Annotated in this window: 19 protein-coding genes and 1 riboswitch; of the genes, 12 read left to right on the forward strand and 7 right to left on the reverse strand. The window is 72.1% G+C overall.

Features of this window, described 5'->3' with window-relative positions; translation table 11 throughout:
* The first annotated feature begins 34 nt into the window (after positions 1 to 34).
* Positions 35 to 1,801 (forward strand): ABC transporter ATP-binding protein, encoded by a 1,767-nt coding sequence (locus tag JF597_RS08680; protein ID WP_293991323.1) that lies wholly within the window; start codon positions 35 to 37, stop codon positions 1,799 to 1,801.
* A 56-nt stretch (positions 1,802 to 1,857) separates the two neighbouring features.
* Here the strand turns inward: JF597_RS08680 and JF597_RS08685 are convergent, their stop codons facing one another.
* Positions 1,858 to 2,154, reverse strand: coding sequence for a hypothetical protein (locus tag JF597_RS08685; RefSeq protein ID WP_293991326.1), 297 nt, complete (start codon positions 2,152 to 2,154; stop codon positions 1,858 to 1,860).
* A gap of 172 nt (positions 2,155 to 2,326) precedes the next feature.
* On the opposite strand from JF597_RS08685, the gene JF597_RS08690 reads away from it, so the two are divergent.
* Positions 2,327 to 2,695: a nuclear transport factor 2 family protein gene (locus tag JF597_RS08690; protein ID WP_293991328.1), complete on the forward strand. Its 369-nt coding sequence runs from the start codon at positions 2,327 to 2,329 to the stop codon at positions 2,693 to 2,695.
* Positions 2,696 to 2,867: 172 nt separating this feature from the next.
* Positions 2,868 to 2,950: riboswitch (ZMP/ZTP riboswitch) on the forward strand.
* A gap of 70 nt (positions 2,951 to 3,020) precedes the next feature.
* Positions 3,021 to 3,857: a bifunctional 5,10-methylenetetrahydrofolate dehydrogenase/5,10-methenyltetrahydrofolate cyclohydrolase gene (locus JF597_RS08695; protein ID WP_293991749.1), complete on the forward strand. Its 837-nt coding sequence runs from the start codon at positions 3,021 to 3,023 to the stop codon at positions 3,855 to 3,857.
* Between the two features lie 3 nt (positions 3,858 to 3,860).
* Here JF597_RS08695 and JF597_RS08700 read toward each other — a convergent pair whose 3' ends face one another.
* A complete protein-coding gene (locus tag JF597_RS08700; protein WP_293991330.1) occupies positions 3,861 to 4,829 on the reverse strand; it encodes a CU044_5270 family protein in 969 nt (322 codons plus the stop codon).
* Positions 4,822 to 5,364 carry a sigma-70 family RNA polymerase sigma factor gene (locus JF597_RS08705; RefSeq protein ID WP_293991333.1) on the reverse strand — a complete coding sequence of 181 codons (543 nt, stop codon included), beginning with the start codon at positions 5,362 to 5,364 and terminating at the stop codon, positions 4,822 to 4,824. Before JF597_RS08705 ends, JF597_RS08700 begins: the two co-directional genes overlap by 8 nt.
* A 105-nt stretch (positions 5,365 to 5,469) precedes the next feature.
* Here JF597_RS08705 and ctaD point away from each other — a divergent pair, with 105 nt between their 5' ends.
* Entirely contained in the window at positions 5,470 to 7,068 is a 1,599-nt protein-coding gene (ctaD, locus tag JF597_RS08710; RefSeq protein ID WP_293991335.1) for a cytochrome c oxidase subunit I, read from the forward strand.
* On the forward strand, positions 7,065 to 7,400 hold the full coding sequence (locus tag JF597_RS08715) for a hypothetical protein (protein ID WP_293991337.1): 336 nt from the start codon (positions 7,065 to 7,067) through the stop codon (positions 7,398 to 7,400). Before ctaD ends, JF597_RS08715 begins: the two co-directional genes overlap by 4 nt.
* Positions 7,401 to 7,500: 100 nt before the next feature.
* On the opposite strand, the gene JF597_RS08720 is transcribed toward JF597_RS08715, so the two are convergent.
* Both JF597_RS08720 and JF597_RS08725 read right to left on the reverse strand, forming a co-directional pair.
* On the reverse strand, positions 7,501 to 9,480 hold the full coding sequence (locus JF597_RS08720; protein WP_293991340.1) for a ricin-type beta-trefoil lectin domain protein: 1,980 nt from the start codon (positions 9,478 to 9,480) through the stop codon (positions 7,501 to 7,503).
* A 255-nt stretch (positions 9,481 to 9,735) separates the two neighbouring features.
* Positions 9,736 to 10,401, reverse strand: a complete 666-nt coding sequence (locus JF597_RS08725; RefSeq protein ID WP_293991343.1) for a TetR/AcrR family transcriptional regulator — start codon at positions 10,399 to 10,401, stop codon at positions 9,736 to 9,738.
* A 175-nt stretch (positions 10,402 to 10,576) separates the two neighbouring features.
* Between JF597_RS08725 and JF597_RS08730 the strand changes: the two genes are divergently transcribed.
* On the forward strand, positions 10,577 to 11,824 hold the full coding sequence (locus JF597_RS08730) for a YncE family protein (RefSeq protein ID WP_293991346.1): 1,248 nt from the start codon (positions 10,577 to 10,579) through the stop codon (positions 11,822 to 11,824).
* Between the two features lie 59 nt (positions 11,825 to 11,883).
* On the opposite strand, the gene JF597_RS08735 is transcribed toward JF597_RS08730, so the two are convergent.
* Positions 11,884 to 13,740, reverse strand: coding sequence for a cellulase family glycosylhydrolase (locus JF597_RS08735; protein ID WP_293991348.1), 1,857 nt, complete (start codon positions 13,738 to 13,740; stop codon positions 11,884 to 11,886).
* 67 nt (positions 13,741 to 13,807) lie between these two features.
* A complete protein-coding gene (locus JF597_RS08740; protein WP_293991350.1) occupies positions 13,808 to 15,871 on the reverse strand; it encodes a TetM/TetW/TetO/TetS family tetracycline resistance ribosomal protection protein in 2,064 nt (687 codons plus the stop codon).
* Positions 15,872 to 16,124: 253 nt separating this feature from the next.
* On the opposite strand from JF597_RS08740, the gene JF597_RS08745 reads away from it, so the two are divergent.
* From JF597_RS08745 to JF597_RS08770, 6 genes are read left to right on the forward strand one after another with little or no spacing between them, the layout of a single operon-like run.
* Positions 16,125 to 16,607, forward strand: coding sequence for a (2Fe-2S)-binding protein (locus tag JF597_RS08745; RefSeq protein ID WP_293991353.1), 483 nt, complete (start codon positions 16,125 to 16,127; stop codon positions 16,605 to 16,607).
* Complete coding sequence (locus JF597_RS08750) at positions 16,604 to 19,090, forward strand: xanthine dehydrogenase family protein molybdopterin-binding subunit (RefSeq protein ID WP_293991355.1); 2,487 nt, start codon at positions 16,604 to 16,606, stop codon at positions 19,088 to 19,090. Before JF597_RS08745 ends, JF597_RS08750 begins: the two co-directional genes overlap by 4 nt.
* A complete protein-coding gene (locus JF597_RS08755) occupies positions 19,087 to 19,941 on the forward strand; it encodes a xanthine dehydrogenase family protein subunit M (RefSeq protein ID WP_293991357.1) in 855 nt (284 codons plus the stop codon). The genes JF597_RS08750 and JF597_RS08755 overlap by 4 nt, the downstream gene beginning before the upstream one ends.
* Before the next feature lie 15 nt (positions 19,942 to 19,956).
* Positions 19,957 to 20,832, forward strand: a complete 876-nt coding sequence (locus JF597_RS08760; protein WP_293991359.1) for a MoxR family ATPase — start codon at positions 19,957 to 19,959, stop codon at positions 20,830 to 20,832.
* A 6-nt stretch (positions 20,833 to 20,838) separates the two neighbouring features.
* Positions 20,839 to 22,023, forward strand: a complete 1,185-nt coding sequence (locus JF597_RS08765) for a VWA domain-containing protein (protein ID WP_293991362.1) — start codon at positions 20,839 to 20,841, stop codon at positions 22,021 to 22,023.
* Positions 22,016 to 23,122, forward strand: coding sequence for an XdhC/CoxI family protein (locus JF597_RS08770; RefSeq protein ID WP_293991364.1), 1,107 nt, complete (start codon positions 22,016 to 22,018; stop codon positions 23,120 to 23,122). Before JF597_RS08765 ends, JF597_RS08770 begins: the two co-directional genes overlap by 8 nt.
* Positions 23,123 to 23,141: the final 19 nt, after the last annotated feature.

A 23,141-nucleotide genomic window follows, 5' to 3' on the forward strand; every position in this document is an offset into this window, starting at 1 on the left:
GAGGGCGCCGCCCGCCGCCCGGACGAGGAGCACCGTGACCGCCGCTGACACAGTTCCGACGACACCGAAAAAAGAGCCCGTGTTCCGGCTGCTCCTCTCCTACGTACGGCCGCACCGCTGGGCCCTGCTGGCCGGTGCGGCGCTCTCGCTGGTGACGGGTGCGACCGGGCTGCTGCTGCCGCTGGTGGCACGGGGGTTGATCGACGACCTGTCCCACGACCGTTCCATCACGGGCAAGTTGCTCGCGATGGCGGGGCTGGTGGTCGCCAACGCCGGGGTGGGCGCGCTGGGTTCGTACGTCCTGCGGCGCGCCGGTGAGTCGGTGGTGCTCGGGGCGCGGCGCACCCTGTCGTCGTACCTGCTCCGGCTGCGGATCACCGCGGTGGACCGGACCGAACCCGGTGACCTGATGGCGCGGATCACCTCGGACACCACCCTGCTGCGCGAGGTCGCCACGGACTCGCTGGTCGCACTCGGCACCGAGGGACTCACCCTGGTCGCCACGGTGGTGATGATGGCGGTGGTCGATCCGGTGCTCCTTGCCGTCACCCTCGTCGTGATCGCCGCGGCGGGCACGGTGCTGGGCACGATCGTGCCGCGCATCAACCGGGCGAGCCGCAGAGCACAGGACGCGGTCGGGGTGATGGGGGCCTCGCTGGAGCGGGTGCTGGGCGCACTGCGCACGGTGAAGGCGTCGGGCGCCGAACACCGGGAGGAACTCGCCCTGCACGAGGCGGCCGAGGAGTCGTGGCGGCAGAGCGTGCGGGCCGCCAAGTGGTCGGCCGCGGCGGGCAACACGGCGGGGCTGGCGATGCAGCTGGCGTTCATCACCGTGCTCGCGGTGGGCGGCGCGCGGGTGGCGACCGGTGCGATCGGGGTGGGCACGCTGGTGGCGTTCCTGCTCTACGTCTTCTATCTGATGCAGCCGATCCAGCAGGTCGTCGGGGCGATCACCCAGTACCAGACCGGCGCCGGCGCGCTCGCCCGTATCCAGGAGGCGCTGCGGCTCCCCGCCGAACCCCCGTCCGGGCGCGCCGAGTTGCCGTCCCCCGGCGCCGAACCGGCCGCCGTCGCCTTCACCGACGTACGCTTCCGCTACGCCGAGGACCTGCCGTACGTCCACCACGGTGTCACCTTCGACGTCCCCGCGCGGGGCATGACGGCGTTCGTCGGGCCGTCCGGCGCGGGCAAGACCACCGTCTTCTCGCTGATCGAGCGGTTCTACGACCCCGAGTCCGGCACGATCGCCGTCGACGGCCGTCCGGTCGCCGACTGGGAACTGCCGCTGCTGCGGTCGGCCATCGGGTACGTCGAGCAGGACGCCCCCGTGCTGTCGGGCACGCTCAGGGACAACCTGCTGCTCGGCAATCCGGAGGCGGACGAGGACGCGGTCGCGCGCGTGGTGAAGACGACGCGGCTCGACGGTCTGGTCGCCCGGCTGCCGCAGGGGCTGGAGACGCTGGTCGGGCATCGTGGGACCAAGCTGTCGGGCGGCGAGCGCCAACGGGTGGCGATCGCACGGGCGTTGCTGCGCCGGCCCCGGCTGCTGCTCCTGGACGAGGCCACCTCGCAGCTGGACGCGGTGAACGAGGCGGCGCTCCGGGACACCGTCGCCGACGTGGCGCGGTCGACGACGGTGCTGGTGGTCGCGCACCGGCTGTCGACGGTGACCATGGTGGACCGGATCGTCGTCATGGACGCGGGCCGGGTCCGGGCGGTGGGCACGCACCGGGAGCTGGTCGCGGCGGACCCGCTGTACGCGGAGCTGGCGGCGACGCAGTTCCTGGCCTCGGAGCACTGAGCGCGGGCAACGAGGAGGGCCGCCCCTGCCGGGACGGCCCTCGGTGTGCGGCGCGGTCAGGCTTCGATACCCGGCAGCAGCCCCATGGCGGGCGCGGCCAGGTCGGTGACCTGGTGCAGTTCGCCGAGCTTGTGGAGTCCGTTCAGACCCTGCACCTGCTCCGAGACCTTCGGCATCCTGGCCCGGTACTCCGCGGGGACGTCGCTGCGGGTGACCGAGTCGAGCACGCCGAGCGCGGTGAGCCTCCCGGGGTGCTGTGCGCTCGCGTCGGCCGCGTTCGCCAGCGGCGCGGCGAGGCCGGTGACCCCGGCAGCGAGGCCGACGGCGGCGACGATACGTCGTGTTGAGATCATGTCCTCAGCAACGGCCCCGGAGCCGGGCCGGACACGGGCAGCCGGTCCCCCTCACCCGCAAGGCGGAGCGCGCGCCTGCGCTTGCCGAGCCCGGCGGTGCGGGGGACGCTCGATGTGAGGGGCTCGCGCGGCCCGCTCCGCATCGGGTCGCGGGCTCCCGCAGGAGGTCACCATGGGCACCGCGACGGGTTCCACGTTCGACACCGACACGCTGCGCCGGGCCATAGAGGGGAACACCGGGAACAGCCTTCTGGCGCTCTACGCGGACGACGCGGAGATCCGCATCGTAGACCGCAACACCCAGCCCAGCCACCCCAAGGTCCTGCACGGCCGCCGGGACATCGCCGCGCTGCTGGACGACGTCTACAGCCGCGACATGACGCACAGGCTGGACCAGTGCATCGTCCAGGGCGACAAGGCCGCCTTCAGCGAGTCCTGCGAGTACGGGGACGGGGTCCGGGTGCTCGCCGAGTCGATGATCACGCTGCGCGACGGCAAGATCGCCGAGCAGATCATGATCCAGGCATGGGACGACGAGTAGTCGCAAGGACCGGAAGGGTCCAGGTCGGCTCACGCCTGACCTGGACCCTTCCCGACGCGGGCGACGCCGGGACACGCCCGCTGCCCTCGGCCCCGCGCGCGCACGCGCCGCTGCGGGAGCCGGTGGGGACCGCGCACTGCCGCCGGAGGGGCCGAGCGCCTCGGTTACCCTGAAGGCGGGCCGTGACTGGCGCTGAGGTGGAGCACCACCGGGGAGCGGTCCGCACTGTCGATGCCGTGCGCCTGGGCGATCAAGGTCGAACCAGCTCAGGAGTGTGCCGCATGACCCAGGCCCGCCTGGGGGCACCTCCCAGGCCCTTAAGGCACTGGGGGAGGACGGAACCGCCGTCGCCCGCCGGATCGTCGAGGAGACCGCGAAGCAGGCCGCCGGCCTCACCGCGCGGACCGGTGTCACGCCGTGTCTGGCCACCGTGCTGGTCGGCGAGGACCCCGCCTCCGTCACCTACGTCCGGATGAAGCAGAACCGCAGCCGCAAGGCGGGCATCGCCTCCCGGCACGTGGCCCTGCCCGCCACCACGACCACCGCCGAACTTGTCGGCGTGCTGCGGGAGTTGTCCGCCGATCCCACGGTGCACGGCATCCTGCTCCAGCACCCGGTCGGCGAACACATCGACGAGCGGGACGCGTTCGAGGCGATCGCGCCGGAGAAGGACGTGGACGGCGTGACCTTCGCGTCGTTCGCGACGATGAGCTTCGGCCTGCCGGGCTTCGTCTCCTGCACCCCGGGCGGCATCCTGCGCCTGCTCGACGCCTACGACGTCGACCCGGCGGGGAAGCGTGCGGTGGTCGTCGGCCGCAGCGCGATCCTGGGCAAGCCGGCCGGCATGCTGCTGCTCGCCCGCGACGCCCCCGTCACGTACTGCCACTCCCGCACCCGGGACCTGTCGGCCGTCGTCCGCGAGGCGGACATCGTGGTCGCCGCCGTCGGCCGGCCCCGGCTGATCCGCGGCCGGGACATCAAGCCCGGCGCGGTGGTGCTCGACGCCGGCTACGACGAGGGCAACGTCGGGGACGTCGACTTCGACACCGCCGTCGAGCGGGCCTCGCTGATCACGCCGGTGCCGGGCGGGGTCGGGCCGATGACCATCGCCGTGCTGCTGGAGCAGACGGTGGCGGCGGCCGCCCGGCAGCTCGGGGCGTGAGGGTCAGCGCATCCAGGCGCGGTACTCCATGACGTCCCCGGCCCGCACCCCGTACTCGGGCTCGTCCCGGGTGAACGTGGTCTCCAGACCGAGTACGGCACCCGTGGCCGGGTCCAGGATCAGCATCCGCCGTCCGCCGTTGCCCTCGTCGAGGACGTAGGCCTGCCCGGTGCGGCCCAGCCGGTCGGTGACCTGGCCGGCGGGCCGCAGTCCCTTGGCGTCGGCGAGCAGGTCGGCCAGGGCCGCCGTCTCGCGCGCCCCGAGCGTCCAGTTGTCCAGCAACTCCGCGGTGGCGTCGAGGAGTCCGGACGTGGTGAGGGTGTCGCTGTGGATCAGGTCGGCGAGGTAGCCGCGCAGCTTCGCGGGGTCGTGCGGGGGTGTGGACAAGGGCGGGGCGTCCCCCCACATCGGCGGGAACGTCCGCCGGCTGAGCACCTTGCCGTCCTCGACCCGGCCCGCGTCGGTCAGGACGGGGCGGCCCGGGTGGTCCGGGTCGGTCGCCACGATCACCTCGGTGCTGGTGCCGTCCGCCCGCCACCGCACCACGCGTTCCTCGGGCAGGGTGACCGGCGGCCCGTCGTCGCTCATGGCCAGGCTCCAGGACTGCACATGGGTGCCCTGGCGCAGCGCCGGGGAGCCGTCCGTGGCGGCCACCGCGGCGAGTTCCGCGACCTGGGCGAGCGGTACGGCTACGGAGTGGGCGCGGACCGTCAGTGGCCGGGGCGCGGCGACGGCCGGGGCGCCCGAGGGGCCGCCGAGCAGCACGGTCAGCGTGGTGGCCGTCACGACGGCGGCCGCGGTCAGCCCCCACAGCAGGCGCGGCCGGGACCAGGTCTGGCGGCCGGGGCGGGGGCTGTGCAGCAGCCGGTTGAGGTGCCGTTCGGCGGTGTGGTCGAGGGGGCCGTCGCCGAAGTAGGGGCCGTCGGCGGGTACCGGGTCGGCGGCGCGCAGCAGGTCGAGTTCGTCAGCCATGGCGGTGTTCCTCGGAAAGGGCCTCGGCGGCAGGCGGGCGCAGTCGGTCGATCTCGGCTCTGAGCCGGCGGCGGGCACGGTGCAGCCGCATCGCCGCCGCCCGTTCCCCGCAGCCCAGCGCGACGGCGACCTCGTCGACGCCGAGTTCCTCCCACGCCGTCAGCCGCAGTACCTCCTGGTCGGCCGGGGCCAGCCGGGCGAGCGCCTCGTGCACCCAGGAGCCGGGCCGCTCGCTGTCGGGGCCGGCCGCGACGTGCCGGCCGTGCGCGGTGTCGTCGTTGCCCAGCCGGTCCACCAGCCGGCGCCGGCGCCCGTACCCGCGTACCGCGTTGGCGAGGCAGTTGCGTGCCACGCCGTACAGCCAGGGCAGCGGGAACGCCGGCAGGTCGGCGCGGCGGCGCCAGGCCACCGTGAACACCTCCGCCACCACTTCCTCCACCTCGCCGGTCCGCCCGTCCAGTCGCCGCGCGACATAGCGGCTGACCGCCCAGTAGTGCTCGCGATAGGCAGCGGCGAAGATCTCGTCGTTGCTCATGTCCCGTTCTTGTCCGGCACCTCCACGATCGTCACACCCGTCGCCGTGACGCTCGTCGCATCCGTCGAGTGTGACCGGTGCGGACGGCCCGGACACAGGCGGGGCATGAGGAACCTCAAGTGGCTGACGACCACGGATCACAAGACGATCGGGACGCTGTACCTGGTCACGGCGTTCTCGTTCTTCTGCGTGGGCGGGGTGATGGCCCTGCTGATGCGCGCCGAGCTGGCCCGTCCCGGTCTGCAGATCATGTCGAACGAGCAGTTCAACCAGGCGTTCACGATGCACGGCACGATCATGCTGCTGATGTTCGCGACCCCGCTCTTCGCGGGCTTCGCGAACTGGATCATGCCGCTCCAGATCGGCGCCCCGGACGTGGCCTTCCCGCGCCTGAACATGCTGGCCTACTGGCTCTACCTGCTCGGCTCCACCATCGCGGTCGGCGGCTTCCTCACCCCGCAGGGCGCGGCCGACTTCGGCTGGTTCGCCTACGCCCCGCTCTCGGACGCGGTGCGCACCCCGGGGGCCGGCGCCGACATGTGGATCATGGGCCTGGCCTTCTCCGGCTTCGGCACCATCCTCGGCGCGGTCAACTTCATCACCACGATCATCTGCATGCGTGCGCCGGGCATGACCATGTTCCGCATGCCGATCTTCGTGTGGAACGTGCTGCTGACCGCCGTGCTGGTCCTGCTCGCCTTCCCCGTCCTCGCCGCCGCGCTGTTCGCCCTGGAGGCGGACCGCAAGTTCGGCGCCCACGTCTTCGACGCGGCGAACGGCGGAGCACTGCTCTGGCAACACCTCTTCTGGTTCTTCGGGCACCCGGAGGTGTACATCATCGCGCTGCCGTTCTTCGGCATCATCAGTGAGGTCATCCCGGTCTTCTCCCGCAAGCCGATGTTCGGCTACATGGGCCTGGTCGCGGCGACCATCTCGATCGCCGGCCTCTCGGTGACGGTGTGGGCCCACCACATGTACGTCACGGGCGGCGTCCTCCTCCCGTTCTTCTCCTTCATGACCTTCCTGATCGCCGTCCCGACGGGAGTGAAGTTCTTCAACTGGATCGGCACGATGTGGCAGGGCTCGCTGTCCTTCGAGACGCCCATGCTCTGGGCCATGGGCTTCCTGGTGACGTTCGTCTTCGGCGGCCTGACCGGCGTGATGCTCGCGTCCCCGCCGATCGACTTCCACATCTCCGACTCGTACTTCGTCGTCGCCCACTTCCACTACGTGGTCTTCGGCACGGTCGTCTTCGCGATGTTCGCCGGCTTCCACTTCTGGTGGCCCAAGTTCACCGGCAAGATGCTGGACGAACGCCTAGGCAAGATCACCTTCTGGACGCTGTTCGTAGGCTTCCACGGCACCTTCCTGGTCCAGCACTGGCTGGGCGCCGAGGGCATGCAGCGCCGGATCCCCGACTACCTGGCGGTGGAGGGGTTCGCCACCCTCAACACGGTCTCGACGATCTTCTCGTTCCTGCTGGGCTCGTCGCTGCTCCCGTTCTTCTACAACGTCTGGAAGACGGCCAAGTACGGGACGAAGGTCGAGTCGGACGACCCGTGGGGCTACGGCCGCTCCCTGGAGTGGGCGACGTCGTGCCCGCCCCCGCGCCACAACTTCGTCTCCCTGCCCCAGATCCGCAGCGAGTCCCCGGCGTTCGACCTGCACCACACCGCCGTGGAGCGGGAGCTGAGCACCCGATGACGGCGCGGGAGGAGGGACGGGCTCTGGTCGCCCAGGTCGAGGGGCATCTGCTGCTGGCCGCCGCCCGGGCGGAGGGCCGCGCGGCGGGGGTACGGGTGGCGGACCGGCTGGGTTGGCTGACGGATGGGCAGCGGGAGGATCTTCAGCGCCAGCTGGAGTCGGAGTACCTGGCGCTGGCCCGGCTGTCCTGGCGTCGTACCGCAGAGCGCGCCGAGGAACTGCGACTGGAGTACGAGCAGAGATACCGGACCGTGCGCACACGACTTCTGGCAGGCTTCCTGCCGATCTGCGCCTTGCTCACGGCAGTGACCCTGGTGGTCCTGACACCCTGAATTCAGCGCCCCTGTAAGGGGCGCTGGGGGTGCCCCCGGCCGAAGGCTGGGGGGGCTGCGCGACCAGCCACAGCCCACCCGCGCCCGACGAACTACCGGCTCAACTCCGGCTCCACTGCTGGTTGCTCCCGCCATTGCAGGCCCACAGCACCAGCGAGGTCCCGTTACTCGTGGCCGCCCCATACGCATCCAGGCACAACCCGGCGTTCACGTTCGTGATCGTCCCGTCCGAGTTCACGTTCCACTTCTGGTTGTTCTGCCCGTTGCAGTCCCAGATCACCACCTTGGTGCCGTTGGTGGTGCCCTGGTTGTACGCGTCCAGGCACTTGTTGCCGTACACCACGAACTCCTTGCGGGAGGTGTACGTCCAGGCCTGGTTCTGGCCGCCGTTGCAGTCCCAGATCTCGGCCTGGGTGCCGTTGGTGATGGTGTTGTTGTAGATGTCGGCGCAGCGGCTGGACTGCCCGCCCACGAGGAGGGTGCCGTTGGTGCCGGGTATCGGGCTGACCGCGATCGAGCCGAGCGCCGGCAGCGAACTCCCCGTGAAGGTCAGCGAGTTGCCGGACCCCTTGCTCAGGTCGACCTGCACCGAGACCGTCCCCTGCGAGGACCCGGTCGGCGGGAAGGACACCGTCGTGGCGGTCTGGCCGTTGACCTGGAGGGTGCCGGTGACGGCGGTGGAGCCGGCGTTGGTGTAGGCGACGTCGACGACGTCCAGGCCGGTGCCCGCGGCGCCGACGCCGGTGTACTTGCCGGTGGAGGACGCGCTGTAGCTCGTGCTCGACGCCTCCGTACCGCCGCTCACCTTCAGCATGACCGAGCCGCCGGCCGGCACGCTTGCGGTGTAACTCGTCGCGTACGAGCCGAGGTCGGACTGCGCCCACAGGTCCCGCACGGTCGCTGAGGCGCCGGTCAGGCCGAGGTCGGACCAGCGGGCGGTGACGTTCGCGGCGGCGGAGGTGCGGTTGAGCAGCACGACCGCGCGGTTGCCGGTGCCGGCCAGGACCTTGCTGTAGACCTGGAGACCGGTGCTGTCCTCGGCGACCTTGACGCCCTGGAGGCCGCGCGGGTCCTGGTCGACGGCGACGACGTCGGAGTTCTTGAGGATGGCGGCCGTCTCGCCGGTCATGGCGGTGAGGTCGTTGCCGGCGAGCAGCGGGGCGCCGGAGATCGCCCACAGGGCCATGTGGGTGCGGTTCTGGGCCGCCGTCAGGCCGGACATGCCGACGGTGAGCATGTCCGGGTCGTTGTAGTAGCCCGTGTGCTGGGCGGCCGGGTGCAGGGTCTGGTCGAAGTTGGACAGCACCGCCGACTGCGACGCCGTGCCGCCGTAGTAGTAGATGTCCGTGCTGGTCCGCCACATGGGGGCGAGGCCCGTCGCCCAGTTCCAGGTGTTCTGGTAGCCCCAGTTGCAGATGGACAGGGTCAGCGGGCGGCCGGTGGTGGCCGCGGCCGTGGCGACGGCCGAGCTGATCGACTTGTACGTGGTGGCCGCGTCCAGGCCCTCGGCGTCGCCGCCGCACCAGTCGACCTTCACGAAGTCGAAGCCCCATGCGGAGAACTGGAGCATGTCCTGGGCGTAGTGCCCCTCGCTGCCGGTGTTGGCGGCGGCGGGGCGGCCGGTGGGGTAGTAGTAGCCGCAGCCGTTGGCGCCGGCGTCGGTGTAGATGCCGGCCTTCAGGCCCTTGCTGTGGATGTAGTCGGCGATGGCGCTCATGCCGCCGGGCCACTCATCGGTGTCGACGGTGATGTTGCCGGCGCTGTCCCGGGTGCCCTGCCACCAGCCCTCGTCGATGTTGATGTACTTGTAGCCGGCGGCCGGGAGACCGGCCGCGACGAAGGCGTCGACCTGCGCCTTGATGACGTCGTAGTCGATCTTCGCCGCGAAGCTGTTCCAGGAGGCCCAGCCCATCGGGGCGGTGGGCACCGGGACCTGCGGAACCGTCGCCGCCCGGGCCGGTCCCGGGGTGACGAAGAGGAGCGCGGCCGCGGCCGTCAGGGTCAGGGCGAGGGTGCGTACGGCAACGGCCCACAGGTGTCGTACGAGACCGCCGGCGGTCGGTCTGGGCGGGGGGTACATGCGGCTCCTCCACGGGGGTGCATGAGGGGGTACGACTCACTCACGTTCGGGATACCGGACACAGATCGGTGACCCGAACATGTCGGCGCGCCGACCGTAGAGCCGCCGGAGGGTGAAGTCAACGCCTGCGACAGGCGTGAAGTCGCCCAGCGGTCACGCGAGTTGGGCAAACGGATCAGGGCGGGCGACGGCGTGGCCCCGGCGACCGAGACGTTCGCCGGTCCGGCCGATCACAACGCACCGGCAGACACAGCACTACCGCGGGCCCCCAGGCTTCCACCCTTCCGGCCGCAGGATCCCCACCAGCAACCGCACCAGCTCCTCCACGACCTCGTCCAGGCTCGCCTCCACCCACCCCGCACTCCAGTCGTGCAGCAGCCCGTTCACGCTGCCGATGAACGCCGTCGCCGCCAGCCGGTAGTCACGCGGTGCCGCGTCCCCCCGCGCGACCGCCGCGTTCGCCTCGGTGCATATCAGCTCCACCCACCGCGCCCGCCGCGCCAGCCGCTGCTCCTCCAGTCGCGGGCTGACCCCGATGATCTCCACGAAGGCGATGCGGATGCGCCGCGGATCCGACGTGACGTCACGGGCGTACGCCCGGAACAGCACCGTCACCCGCTCGACCAGCGGCAGCGGTTCCGCCTCGGCGAAGGCGTCGGCCACCGCCCGCTCCGCCCACCCGTTGACCTCCAGGTGCAATGCCGCGAGCACGTCCTCCAGGGTCTCGAACTCCTCGTAGAACTGACGGGTCGACAGACCCGCCGCCTGGCTGAGCGCGGCGACGGTCGTGGCACGGAACCCCGGTGCCCCGCCGAAGAGCTGGAGCGCCGCGTCCAGGAAGCGCCGACGCCGGTCGGCCTTGCGTTCCGCGGCGGACCGGCCGCCGTAACGACCCGTCGGTGCCTTGAGCCTGCCCGCCACGACTGCCCCCTCCGTCGACCGCCCGATGGCCAATTTTCTCGCGTACACCTCTTGTGGAGTCCTCCACCCCCTCCTTACTTTTCAGTAAGTTCGGTTTGAACGCACCCGTGTTCAGATTCCGCGACCCTGTGACCGCACCCGCGCGTCCCCACCCCCCTCAGAGGAGAGAGCAGTCATGCCTGCTTTCAGACCCAGGCACCTTTGCTCCGTAGCCGCCGCCCTCGTCCTGACCGCCGCCGTGCCCGCGACCGCCGCCACCACCGCGGCCGACGCCTCCCTGCGCGAGGTGCTGTTCGTGGGCAACAACTGGGACGGCACCGCGACCGTCCTGAAGTCGTCCGGCGACTTCGCCAAGGTCGGCCAGATCAACGTCATCCCCGACAAGGACGCGCGGATCGCCGAGATCAACGCGGACCCCATCAAGTGGATCTACTACACGTCGATCCGCAACGAGGTGGGCCAGGGCCACGACCAGTACGCGGACGACATGTACTCCACGCCGGACGGCCGGTCCGTGGTCGTCTCCCGCCCGAGCTTCGCCGACGTCGTCTCCATCGACCTCGCCACCGACAAGATCAACTGGCGTTTCCCGGTGGCCGGTTACCGCGCCGACCACATGGCCGTCTCGCCCGACGGCACCAAGGTCGCCGTCTCGGCCTCCACCGCGAACAAGGTGCAGGTGCTGGACATCAACACCGGCCAGGAGCTGGGCGAGTTCGCCACCGGGGACAAGCCGCACGAGAACGTCTTCAGCCCTGACGGCAAGTACATCTGGAACATGTCGATCGGCGAGGTCACCACCTCGCTCGACGACCCGGTCTGGGACTGGACCAAGGGCGACCGGCACATCACCGTCGCGGACGCCACCACCTACAAGCAGGTCAAGACCATCGACATGCGGTCCCGGCTGGACGCGATCGGCCTGAAGGACTTCTCGGACGCGATCCGCCCCGCGGCGTTCACGCCCGACTGGTCGAAGATGTACTTCCAGGTGTCGTTCTTCAACGGCTTCCTGGAATACGACATCGCCAGCGACAAGATCACCCGGGTGAAGACGCTGCCGGCGAACCCGGCGACGAGCACCGACCGCACCACCTGGCTTCTCGACTCACGTCACCACGGCATCTCGATGAAGCCGGACGGCACCAAGCTGTGCGTCGCCGGGACCATGGACAACTACGCCACGATCGTCGACCGTGCCACCCTGCAGGAGGGACCGCTCATCACGGCGTCCACGCCGTACTGGGCCACGGTCAGCGGTGACGGCAAGGACTGCATCATCTCCGAGAGCGGCGCCGACCAGGTGACCGCGATCGACTTCGGCACCGGCCAGAAGGTGACCTCGGTGCCGGTCGGCGACCACCCGCAGCGCGTCCGGCTGGGGCATGTGCAGGCCGACTGGACCGGTGCTTCGGGTAGTTGACGGCGCAGCCGGACCTCCGGCCTCCGGGGTGCGCGGCACCCCGGAGGCCGGAGCACTGCTCAGAACTTCGCCGCCGCCCAGGCGGCCAGCTCCGCCCTGGCCGCGTTCAGCAGGGTGGAGCTGGGCGAGGTCGCCCCGTTGGTCACCAGCGCGAAGTGCAGCACGCCGGAGTCCGAGTCGGTGAGCAGCAGTCGGCGGCTGCCCGTCCCACCCGGTTCCGCCGCCACGCCGACGGCGGTCGAGGACGTGTACGACGGGGGCGCGTAGGACGTGCCCAGGTCGGAGACGACGGTGGTGGACGCGGTCGCGAAGGAGGCCGGCAGATGGAGTTCGGTCGGTGCGGTGGCGCTGCCGGAGCGCCAGACCTGGACCGCGTACTGTCCGGAGCCGACCAGGGCGGCCACGTTCGGCAGCGAGCTGGGCACCGGGTTCCAGGTCAGGGTCGTGGAGCCGTCCCGGGAGCGGTCCTCGTAGGTGAAGGCGAGGGTGGAGCCCGAGGTGGCGGACGGGTAGATCCGGTCGAGCAGCCGGGCGTCCTGACGGAGCGCCACCGTACCCGAGTCGGTCGTGTTCACGGCCGAGAGGTCCTCGTCGTTCCAGGCGTCGCCGGAGGTGAGGACCTTGTCCGGGTTGTCGTTCATCAGCTCGTGGTGGCGGCCGTTGTAGATGTCCCACTGCCACTGGGTGCCGGAGAGGACCGGTCCGGAGGAGGCCGGGGTGGACCACCACTTCGCCCCGGACAGGCGGGAGTCGAGGGCCTGGTACATCGCCTTGTCGACGGTCGGCGCCTTGCCGGAGGTGGTGCCGGACAGCGGGTGCCCGAACTCGCTGACGACCGCCGTCGTTCCGGCGGCCGAGGCACGGTCGCGGATGGTGCCGAAGTCGGTGCTGTACTGGCCGTCGGAGGCGTTGCCCCACATCAGGATGCCGGAGATGGCCTTCTGGTCGTAGAAGTGGGTGTTGAAGACGTACCGCGGGCCGAGCGTGCCCGCGTCGAGCAGTCCGCCTTCCTGGTTGGTGACGTTGCCGTTCCAGTAGAGGTTGGGCTCGACGAGGGCGGGCTTGCTGCTCCAGCCGGCCGCGTCCATCCGCGCCCGGAACTTCTGGTAGAAGGGCCACAGCCGGTTCTGCTCCCAGGTGCGGGAGGTCTCGCCGGAGTCGTAGGTGCCGGCGTACGGCTCGTTGTACGGGTCGAAGCCGACGACGCCCGCGAACTCGTCGGACGTCAGGTGCTGGGCCAGGTAGGTCATGGCGGTCTGGGCGGTGGCCAGGAAGTAGTCCTGGAGGCCATAGTTGTTGTGCCAGAAGTCGTACTGGGCCTTCTGCACGGCCGCGTTCTGGGTGATGTTCTGGCCCCAGAAGAGGCAGATGCCGCACGACTCGGCCGGATAACCGCCCAGCGCGACCGCCCACTTCGGGGCGCCGTCGCCCGTGTACCAGCTGCCCGAGTTGAACAGGTAGCGGGAGTACAGGTCCTGGTGGAAGTCGGGGAAGACGCGGATGCCGGCGTCGAGGAACGCCTGTATCTGCGCGGTCGCGTCGGCCAGGTACGTGGTGTCGACCTGGTCCTGGACGGGTTCGGCGTGCGCCCAGGAGAGCAGGAAGCGCACGGCGTTGCCGCCGCCGAGGGCGCGCAGCGCGGTGGCGGACTTCTTCGCGTCGGCGACCGAGGCGAAGGGCAGGCCGCTGTTCTCCTCCAGCTTGGTCTCGCCGGAGACGTTGTAGCCGCGCAGCACGACCTCACGGCCCTGGCCGTCGACGAAACGGCCGTTCTGCACGGTGAGCGCGGTGCCGTCGAACCAGAGGGAGTCGGACGGGGTGGCCGCGGTGGCGGACGGGGTGGCCGCCACCGCGAGGAATCCGCAGAGGACAACCAGGACAACGATCAGACGTGCCCGGATATTCGTCATGTCCATTACAGTCCGGTGATTTCCGGACACAGTCAATACTTCTGACTCACGAGTAAGTTGAGTATCGGCTCCCTCAGCCGGTGACTCGGCCCGTCACGTTCAACAGGTACTCCTTGCGGCTCAGCGGATTGTGGTCGGTCCGCGCCCGCTCCGGGACCGGCCCCCGCACCACCGGCGCATAGTGGTCGAAGGCGGTCTCCAGCTCGCCCTCGCCGCGGGTCAGCCCCGGCAGCCGCTGCTCAACTCCGTGCACCCGGGCCGCGGGCACCGCGCCCTCCAGGACCGCGAGCGTCCCCTCGGTCCCGGTCCGCTGCGGCACCGCGCCGAGCCCGGCGAGCACCGGCAGCAGCGCGCCCAGCGTGTCCGCGGGGGCCTCCAGGCGGAAGCGGTGCATCGGCTCGTGCACCAGGGTGCCGGCCCGCCGCAGCGCCTCGGTGAGCACCAGCGGGGTCAGGCCGCGGAAGTCCTGGCCGGTGCTCGACATGCTCTTGTCGAAACCCTGGTGGGCATGGCTCTGCCGGGGCGAGTAGCCGGAGTGGGTCATGGTGACCGTGCAGTCCGGGATCCGCCAGCCGTGCAGCCCCTGGCCGAGGGATGCGCGCACGGTGTCCTCCACGGCCTTGAAGAAGGCGTACGGCATCGAGCCCAGCTCCACCTCCAGACGGAAGCCGACGCCCGCGCCCGGCGCGGCCGGCTCCACCCGCAGGCCGACCGTGGCCAGGAAGGGGTTGTCGTCCTTCTTGTTGAACTCGACGGCGGCTCCGGTGCCGGTGAGCCGTTCGACGCAGATGACGGTCGTCTCCCGGAACGTGACGTCGAGGCCGTACTCGTCGGCGAGGGTCGCCTGGATCACCTCCTTCTGCACCTCGCCGTAGAGGGAGACGGAGGTCTGCTGCCGCGCCTCGTCGTGCCGGACGTCGATCAGCGGGTCCTGCTCGGCGAGCTGGGTGAGGGCGGCATGCAGGGAGCGGCGGTCGGTGCCCGGTCCGGGGACCACGACGGTCTCCAGGGTCGGCGGCGCGAAGTGGTGCTCGTACGCCCGGCCCGGCAGCCCGAGGGCATCGCCGACGCGGATGCCGGCCAGCCCCCACACCTTGACGATCCGCCCGGCACCGGCGCGGTCCCGCCGGAGGTCCGTACCGTCCTCGAAGACGCTGAGCCCGGTGACCAGCCCTTCCGGCCGCCCGCCCGGGACTCGGCCGGGCACGCGGCGGGCGGCGGCCGCCCGGGCCCCCGGTCCGGTCCCGACGGGCCCGCCGGCCTCCCCCACTCCGTGGCCGTCCCCGAACCGGACCCGGTCACGGACACCGACGGTCCCGGAGAAGACCCGCGCATAGGCGATCTTCTCCCCCGCCGGCCCCCGTTCCACCTTGAAGACCGAGGCCGACAGCGGGCCGGCCGCATCGCCGTCGGCGGCCGGGAGCAGCCGCTCGATGCCGGCGATCAGGTCGGGCACACCGGCGCCGGTGGCGGCGGAGCCGAAGTACACCGGATGGACCACGGCCCGCCGGGTCTGCTCGGCGAGGGCGGCGCGCAGCCTGTGCTCGGGGACACCGCCGTCGAGGTAGGCGGCGAGCAGCGCGTCGTCGTGGTCGGCGAGCGCGTCCAGCGCGGCCGGGCCGAGGCCGGGCAGGAAGCGGGCGGCGCGCGTGCCGAGCGCGGTGGCGCGGCCCATCGGGACGAGCGGGACGGCGAGCCTGCGGGCCAGCTGGGCGACCACGGCCTCGTCGCGGGCGCCCCGCCGGTCGATCTTGTTGACGAAGACCAGCGTGGGGATGCGCAGCCGCCGCAGGGTCCGCATCAGGATCCGGGTCTGCGCCTGGACGCCCTCCACGGCCGAGACGACGAGCACCGCCCCGTCCAGCACACCGAGGACCCGCTCCACCTCGGCGATGAAGTCCGGGTGGCCCGGGGTGTCGATGAGGTTGACGGTGACGCCGTCGAGCGGGAACGACACGACGGCGGACCTGATGGTGATGCCCCGCTGCCGCTCCAGGGCGAGGGTGTCGGTGCGGGTACTGCCGTCGTCGACGCTGCCGAGTTCTTCGGTGACGCCGGCCGTGTGCAGCAGCCGTTCCGTCAGGGTGGTCTTACCTGCGTCGACGTGCGCGAGAATGCCGAGACTGAGCATGTGCACTGAGCGTGATGTCCTTCGCCATGGGTGGGATTGCTTCCTCGGTGGACATGCACGCAGCGCGCATCGGTGGCCCTCTCTCTGTGACGTCGGATGAGGAGCAGTGGAGCAGGACGGGCCCGGCCGCGGCAATGGATTAACGCTCAACAAAAGCCCCGCCGCAGCACTCGCCGCCTTCCCGGCCCGGTTCTAGAGTGACCTACATCACGCCGCATGGCTGACATCCCTCGGTCCCGCCGCACGGTCTGGAGGCCACATGACCCACATCAAGGTGACGGTGGACGGCACGTCCTACGAGGACGAGGTGGAACCCCGCCTGCTGCTCGCCCACTACCTGCGCGACCGTCTCGGCCTGACCGGCACCCCGATCGGCTGCGACACCTCGAACTGCGGCGCGTGCACGGTCGACCTGGACGGGGCGACCGCCAAGAGCTGCTCGGTGCTGGCCGTCCAGGCGGACGGCTGCACGGTGACCACCGTCCAGGGGCTGGCCGCGGACGGGGAGTGGACGGCGTTGCAGCGGGCGTTCCACGAGCGGCACGGCCTCCAGTGCGGCTACTGCACCCCCGGGATGATCATGGCGGCCCGCGATCTGCTGAACGAGAACCCGCACCCGTCCTCCGACGAGGTCAGACAGGCCCTGGAGGGCAACCTGTGCCGGTGCACCGGCTACCAGAACATCGTCCGCGCGGTGCTCGCCGCCGCCGGGCAACAGGTACCCGAGGAGGCCACGGCATGACCGGTCAGGCCGTAGCAGCCGCAGCCCACGAGATCGGCCGCGCCCGGCTGCGCAAGGAGGACGCCCGGCTGATCACCGGCCAGACCCACTGGACCGACAACATCCAGGTCGCCGGACTGCTCCACCTGGCCGTCCTGCGCAGCCCGATGGCGCACGCCCGCATCACCCGCGTGGACGTCTCCCCCGCCCTCGAACGCCCCGGGGTCGTCGCCGCGTTCCCCGGCGCCGATCTCGCCGACGGGCTGGGCTCGCTCCCCTGCGCCTGGCCGGTGACCGAGGACATCGTGCTGCCCGACCACCCGCCGGTCGCCGTCGACGAGGTCCGCCACGCCGGCGATCCGGTGGCCGTCGTGGTGGCCCGCGACCGGTACGCCGCAGCGGACGCCCTGGAGGCCGTGGAGGTCGACTACGACCCGCTGCCCCCGGTCCTCGACCTGGAGGCAGCGCTCGCCGAGGGCGCCCCGCTGGTCCACTCCGACAAGGGCACCAACCGCTGCTACACCTGGCCGCTGGCCACGGGCGAGAGCTTCGACTCCGTGCGGCAACGCGCCGAGGTGACGCTCAAGCGCCGCTACCACCAGCAGCGGCTGATCCCGAACGCCATGGAACCGCGCGCGGTCGTGGTCACCCCGATCGCCGCCTCCGGCGAGTACACGGTCTACTCGGCGACCCAGATCCCGCACATCCTGCGGATCATGCTGGCCACCGTCACCGGCGTCCCCGAGCACAAGCTCCGGGTGATCGCCCCGGACGTGGGCGGCGGCTTCGGCTCCAAGCTCCAGGTGTACGGCGAGGAGGCCGTCGCGCTCGCCGTCGCCCGCAAGCTGGGCCGTCCCGTGAAGTGGACGGAGTCCCGCTCCGAGGGCTACCTCGCCACCCACCACGGCCGCGGCATGATCCAGGACATCGAGGTCGCCGCCACCCGCGAGGGCCGGCTGCTCGGCCTGAAGGTGGACCTGATCGCCGACATGGGCGCCTACCTGATGCTGGTCACCCCGGGCATCCCGATCCTCGGCGCCTTCATGTACCCGGCGATCTACAAGATGGACGCCTACGATTTCACCTGCACCGGCGTCTTCACGACCCGGACGCCCACCGACGCCTACCGCGGTGCCGGGCGCCCGGAGGCGACCTTCGCCATCGAGCGGATCATGGACGAGCTGGCCGCCGAACTGGGCCTGGATCCCGTGGAGTTGCGGCGCCGGAACTGGATCAGGCACGAGGAGTTCCCGTACACCTCGATCGCCGGGCTGACCTACGACAGCGGCAACTACGAGGCGGCCACCGAGAAGGCCCTCGCGCTGTTCGGGTACGACGACCTCCGTGCCGAGCAGCGCAGGCGCAACGAAGCGGGTGACCCGGTACGCCTCGGCATCGGTGTGTCGACGTACACCGAGATGTGCGGGCTGGCACCGAGCCGGGTGCTGCGGGACCTCCGGTACGCGGCCGGCGGCTGGGAGGCGGCGAGCATCCGCATGCTGCCCACCGGCAAGGTCGAGGTGGTGACCGGCACCAGTCCGCACGGGCAGGGGCACGAGACCTGCTGGAGCCAGATCGCGGCCGACGTGCTGGGTGTCCCGTTCGAGGACGTCGAGGTGGTGCACGGCGACACCCAGTCCTCCCCGCAGGGCATGGACACCTACGGCTCGCGGTCGCTCGCCGTCGGCGGCGAGGCCGTGCACCGGGCGGCGACGAGAGTGGTCGAGAAGGCCCGGAAGGTGGCCGCGCACCTGCTGGAGGCCAGCGAGCAGGACCTGGAGTTCACGGACGGCGTGTTCGCCGTGAAGGGCTCGCCGGAGGCGCGGAAGACCATCCAGGAGATCGCCTTCGAGGCGTTCACCAGCCACGACCTGCCCGACGGCGTCGAACCGTCCATCAACGCCGAGACGGTGGTCGACCCGGAGAACTTCTCCTACCCCCACGGCACCCACCTGTGCGCGGTCGAGGTCGACACGGAGACCGGGAAGACGAGGATCAGGTCGTACGTCTGCGTGGACGACGTCGGCCGTGTCGTCAACCCGATGATCGTCGAGGGCCAGGTGCACGGCGGTCTCGCACAGGGCATCGCGCAGGCGCTGTACGAGGAGGCCGTCTACGACGACGAGGGCAACCTCGTCTCCGGGACGATGGCCGACTACCTCGTGCCGTCGGCGGCGGACCTCCCGGACTTCGTCACCGACCGGACGGAGACCCCGGCGGCCTCGAACGCCATGGGCGTCAAGGGGGTCGGGGAGGCCGGGACGATCGCGTCGACGCCCGCGGTGGTCAACGCCGTGGTGGACGCACTGCGTCCGCTGGGCGTCACCGACGTACGGATGCCGTGCTCGCCGCACCGGGTGTGGCAGGCCGTGCGGGCCGCCCGCGCCGGCCGGGGCGGTGCGGGCGAGGAGGCCGGCGGCACCGGTCCCGCGCGGTCGGGACAGTCCGGGCAGGCCGCCCGCTCCGGTGACCTGGGTCAGTACGGTGAGGAGGGCTCGGCATGATTCCCCCCGCGTTCGACTACATCCGCCCGGCCACCGTCGACGAGGCGGTGGGCGCCCTCGCGGGCGCGGGCGAGGAGGCGAAGGTGCTGGCCGGCGGGCAGAGCCTGCTGCCGCTGCTGCGGCTGCGGCTCGCCTTCCCGGAACTGGTGGTGGACGTCGGCCGGATCCCGGAGCTGCGCGGGGTCCGCGAGGACGGCGAGATGCTGGCCATCGGCGCGCTGACCACCCACCACGACGTCGTCCACGACCCGCTGGTGCGGCGGCACGCCGGGCTGCTGGCGGCGGCCACGGCCACCGTCGCCGACCCCGCCGTACGCCACCGCGGCACCCTCGGCGGCTCCCTCGCGCACGCCGACCCGGCCGGGGACCTGCCCGCCGTGGCGCTCGCCCTCGACGCCGAACTGGTCGTCGCCGGGCCGGGCGGCCGGCGCACCGTCCCGGCCCGGGAGTTCTTCGTCGACTACCTCCAGTCGGTGCTCGCGCCCGACGAACTCCTGGTGGAGGTGCGGATCCCGAAGTCGGACGGCTGGGGCTTCCACTACGAGAAGTTCCACGCGGTCGCCCAGTCCTGGGCCATCGTCGCGGTCGCCGCGCTCGTGCGGCGTGAGGACGGACATGTCGCCGAGGCGCGCATCGGGCTGACCAACATGGGCTCCACCCCGTTGCGGGCCGCGGCGGCCGAGCAGGCCTTGTCCGGTGCCGACGGCCCGCAGGCCGTGGCGCGTGCCGCCGAGGCCGCCGCCGAAGGCACCCGGCCTTCCCAGGACCTGTCGGCCTCGCCCGAGTACCGGGAGCACCTCGCCCGGGTGCTGACCAGGCGGGCCGTGCTGACCGCCGCCGGAATGGGGTGAGCGCCGATTCCCCCGATGGACGACCCGGAGCAGGTGGGGTCCCGCCTTGCGGAGACGGGGTACCTCGCCGACGAGGGGCTGACCGTCACCTGCTTCCTGGCCCTCAGACTGCACCGGCCGCTGTTCTGCGAGGGCGACGCCGGAGTGGGGAAGACCGCGCTCGCCGCCGCCCTCGCCGAGGCGCTGGGCGCACCGCTGATCCGGCTGCAGTGCCACGAGGGCATCGACGCCTCCCAGGCCCTCTACGACTGGGACTTCCCGCGCCAGCTGCTGCACCTGCGGGCCGCCGAGGCGGCGGGCGTCCAGGACGCGGACCGGCTGGAGAGCGAGCTCTACGACCGGCGCTTCCTGATCGCCCGGCCCCTGCTGCTGGCCCTCCAGCAGCATCCGTCGGTGCTGCTGGTCGACGAGATCGACCGGGCCGACGACGAGTTCGAGGCGTTCCTGCTGGAGCTGCTGTCCGAGTACTCGGTGACGATCCCCGAACTGGGCACGCTGCGGGCCGAGGTACCGCCGGTGGTGGTCCTGACCTCGAACCGGACCCGCGAGGTGCACGACGCGCTGAAGCGGCGGTGCCTCTACCACTGGTTCGACCATCCCTCCTTCGCCCGCGAACTGGCCATCGTGCGCCGCCGGCTGCCCCGGGTGTCGGCCCGGCTGGCCGAGCAGGTCACGGCCCTGGTGCAGGCGCTGCGGGAGGCGGACCTGGTCAAGCCGCCGGGGGTGGCGGAGACCCTGGACTGGGCGGAGGCGCTGGACGCGCTGGGGGCGAGCGAGGTGGACGCCGAACTGGCCGTGGCGACGCTGGGTTCGGTGCTGAAGTACCGGGAGGACACCGAGCGGGCGCGCGGGCTCGATCTCTCGGCGGTCCTCGCCGCCCGGGGCGGGTGAGCCGGCGTGGGCGCGGCGCTGTCGACGGTGGCCGGGGTCCCGGCGGATGCCGTACTGCTCGGCTTCGTAAGGGCGTTGCGGGCTGCGGGGGTGGACGCGAGCGCGGAGCGCGGGTACGCGTTCCTGCGCGCCGTGGCCGCCCTGCGGCCGGGAAGGCGCTCGGACGTGTACTGGGCGGGACGGGCGACGTTGTGCGGCGGCCATGACGACCTGGAGCGGTACGAGAGGGTGTTCGCGGCCTACTTCGGCCCGCCCGCCGCCCCCGCCCGGCAGCCGGTACGCACCGCTCCCCCGCCCCGGCTGCGGCTCGTCGCACGGGAGACGGCCACGGCGCCCCGGACCCGCGGTGAGAGCGAGCCGCCAGGCCCGCCCACCGCCGTCCTCGCCAGCTCCGCCGAGGTGCTCCGGCACCGCGACGTCACCGAGCTGGACCCCGCCGAACGGGCCCAACTGCGCCGCTTGCTGGCCGCGTTCGCATTGGAGGGGCAGACCCGGCGCGCGGCGCGGCGCCGGCCGGCCCGGCGCGGCGAGGTCGATCCGCGCCGTACGGTGCGCGAGTTGCTGCGGCGTGGCGGGGAACCGGCCCTGCTGCGGCGGCACGCGCGGGTGGCGCGGCCGCGCCGGGTGGTGCTGCTCGTCGACGTGAGCGGTTCGATGGGCCCGTACGCGGACGCGCTGCTGCGGTTCGCGCACGCCGCGGTGCGCGCGGGCCGCACGGAGGTGTTCACCGTCGGCACACGGCTGACCCGGGTGACGCGCGAACTGTCGCACCGGGACCCGGACCTGGCGATGGCCCAGGTCGCGGCGGCCGTGCCCGACTGGCGTGGGGGCACCCGGCTCGGCGAGCTGCTGCGCGAGTTCCTCAACCGGTGGGGGCAGCGCGGCATGGCCCGCGGCGCGATCGTCGTCCTGCTCTCGGACGGCTGGGAACGCGGCGACCCGGAGCTGCTCGGGCAGCAGATGCGCCGGCTGCACGCCCTGGCCCACCAGGTGGTCTGGGCGAACCCGCGCAAGGCACGGCCCGGTTACGCGCCGCTGGCGGCCGGGATGGCGGCGGCGCTGCCCAGCGTGGACGCCTTCGTGGCGGGGCACAGCCTGGCGGCGCTGGAGCGGCTCGCCGCCGTGGTGCGCGGGGCGCGGGCCGGTGGTGCGCCGGGGAGAGGACCGGGGAAGGGAGCGGACGGTGCGTGAGATCCTGCCCACGCTGGCCGACTGGCACGCGGCCGGCATCCCGTTCGGTCTCGCCACGGTGGTCGCGGTCAGCCGCAGCGCGCCGCGCGGGCCCGGTGCGGCCATGGCCGTGGGTCCTGACGACGAGGTGGTGGGCAGTGTGTCGGGCGGCTGTGTGGAGGGCGCCGTCTTCGAGCTGGCCCGGGAGGTCGTCGCGAGCGGCGAGCCGTCGCTGCAGACCTTCGGCTACAGCGACGAGGACGCGTTCGCGGTCGGGCTGACCTGCGGCGGCGAGATCACCCTGCTGGTCCGGCCGGTGACCGCCGGCTCCGACCCGGCGTTCGGCGCGGTGGCCGGGTCGGTCGCCGCAGGCGAGCCGGTGACCGTGGCGACGGTGGTGGACGGGCCCGCGCCCCGGGGCGCCACGCTCGCCGTCTGGCCGGACCGGACGGCCGGGGCCCTCGGCACGACCGGTCTCGACGTCGCCGTCACCGCCGACGCGCGCGGCGAACTCGCGCTCGGCGCCTCCGTCCTGCGGCACTACGGCCCGCACGGCGAACGCCGCGAGGACGCGGTCACCGTGTTCCTCCAGTCGTTCGCGCCGCCGCCCCGGATGCTGGTCTTCGGCGCGATCGACTACGCGGCCGCGGTGGCCCGCATCGGCGACTTCCTCGGCTACCGGGTCACCGTCTGCGACGCCCGCCCGGTCTTCGCCACCCCGAAGCGGTTCCCGGCCGCCGTCGAGGTCGTCGTCGACTGGCCGCACCGCTACCTGAGCGGCACGGACACCGACGACCGCACGGTGATCTGCGTGCTCACCCACGACCCGAAGTTCGACGTGCCGCTGCTGGAGGAGGCGTTGCGCCGCCCGGCCGCCTACATCGGGGCGATGGGCAGCCGCCGGACCCACGACGAACGGCGTGCGCGGCTGGCCGAGGCCGGTCTCACCGAGGCCGAACTGGCCCGGCTGCGCTCGCCGCTCGGCCTCGACCTCGGCGCCCGTACCCCGGAGGAGGTCGCCGTGTCCGTCGCCGCCGAGATCGTGGCCCTGCGCTGGGGCGGCAGCGGCGCGCCGCTGGCCACGACCACCGGCGCCATCCACACACCCGCCGTCCGCTGACTGCCAGGAGGACTGAGTC

It is taken from the genome of Streptomyces sp. (assembly GCF_019510245.1).
Classification (GTDB): Bacteria; Actinomycetota; Actinomycetes; order Streptomycetales; family Streptomycetaceae; genus Streptomyces.

Bases quoted from the DNA above. Each gene is read 5' to 3' on its own strand.
- JF597_RS08685 (WP_293991326.1), bottom strand. From the start codon at position 2,154: ATGATCTCAACACGACGTATCGTCGCCGCCGTCGGCCTCGCTGCCGGG.
- JF597_RS08690 (WP_293991328.1), top strand. From the start codon at position 2,327: ATGGGCACCGCGACGGGTTCCACGTTCGACACCGACACGCTGCGCCGG.
- JF597_RS08700 (WP_293991330.1), bottom strand. From the start codon at position 4,829: ATGGCTGACGAACTCGACCTGCTGCGCGCCGCCGACCCGGTACCCGCC.
- JF597_RS08705 (WP_293991333.1), bottom strand. From the start codon at position 5,364: ATGAGCAACGACGAGATCTTCGCCGCTGCCTATCGCGAGCACTACTGG.
- ctaD (WP_293991335.1), top strand. From the start codon at position 5,470: ATGAGGAACCTCAAGTGGCTGACGACCACGGATCACAAGACGATCGGG.
- JF597_RS08715 (WP_293991337.1), top strand. From the start codon at position 7,065: ATGACGGCGCGGGAGGAGGGACGGGCTCTGGTCGCCCAGGTCGAGGGG.
- JF597_RS08720 (WP_293991340.1), bottom strand. From the start codon at position 9,480: ATGTACCCCCCGCCCAGACCGACCGCCGGCGGTCTCGTACGACACCTG.
- JF597_RS08730 (WP_293991346.1), top strand. From the start codon at position 10,577: ATGCCTGCTTTCAGACCCAGGCACCTTTGCTCCGTAGCCGCCGCCCTC.
- JF597_RS08735 (WP_293991348.1), bottom strand. From the start codon at position 13,740: ATGGACATGACGAATATCCGGGCACGTCTGATCGTTGTCCTGGTTGTC.
- JF597_RS08745 (WP_293991353.1), top strand. From the start codon at position 16,125: ATGACCCACATCAAGGTGACGGTGGACGGCACGTCCTACGAGGACGAG.
- JF597_RS08750 (WP_293991355.1), top strand. From the start codon at position 16,604: ATGACCGGTCAGGCCGTAGCAGCCGCAGCCCACGAGATCGGCCGCGCC.
- JF597_RS08755 (WP_293991357.1), top strand. From the start codon at position 19,087: ATGATTCCCCCCGCGTTCGACTACATCCGCCCGGCCACCGTCGACGAG.
- JF597_RS08760 (WP_293991359.1), top strand. From the start codon at position 19,957: ATGGACGACCCGGAGCAGGTGGGGTCCCGCCTTGCGGAGACGGGGTAC.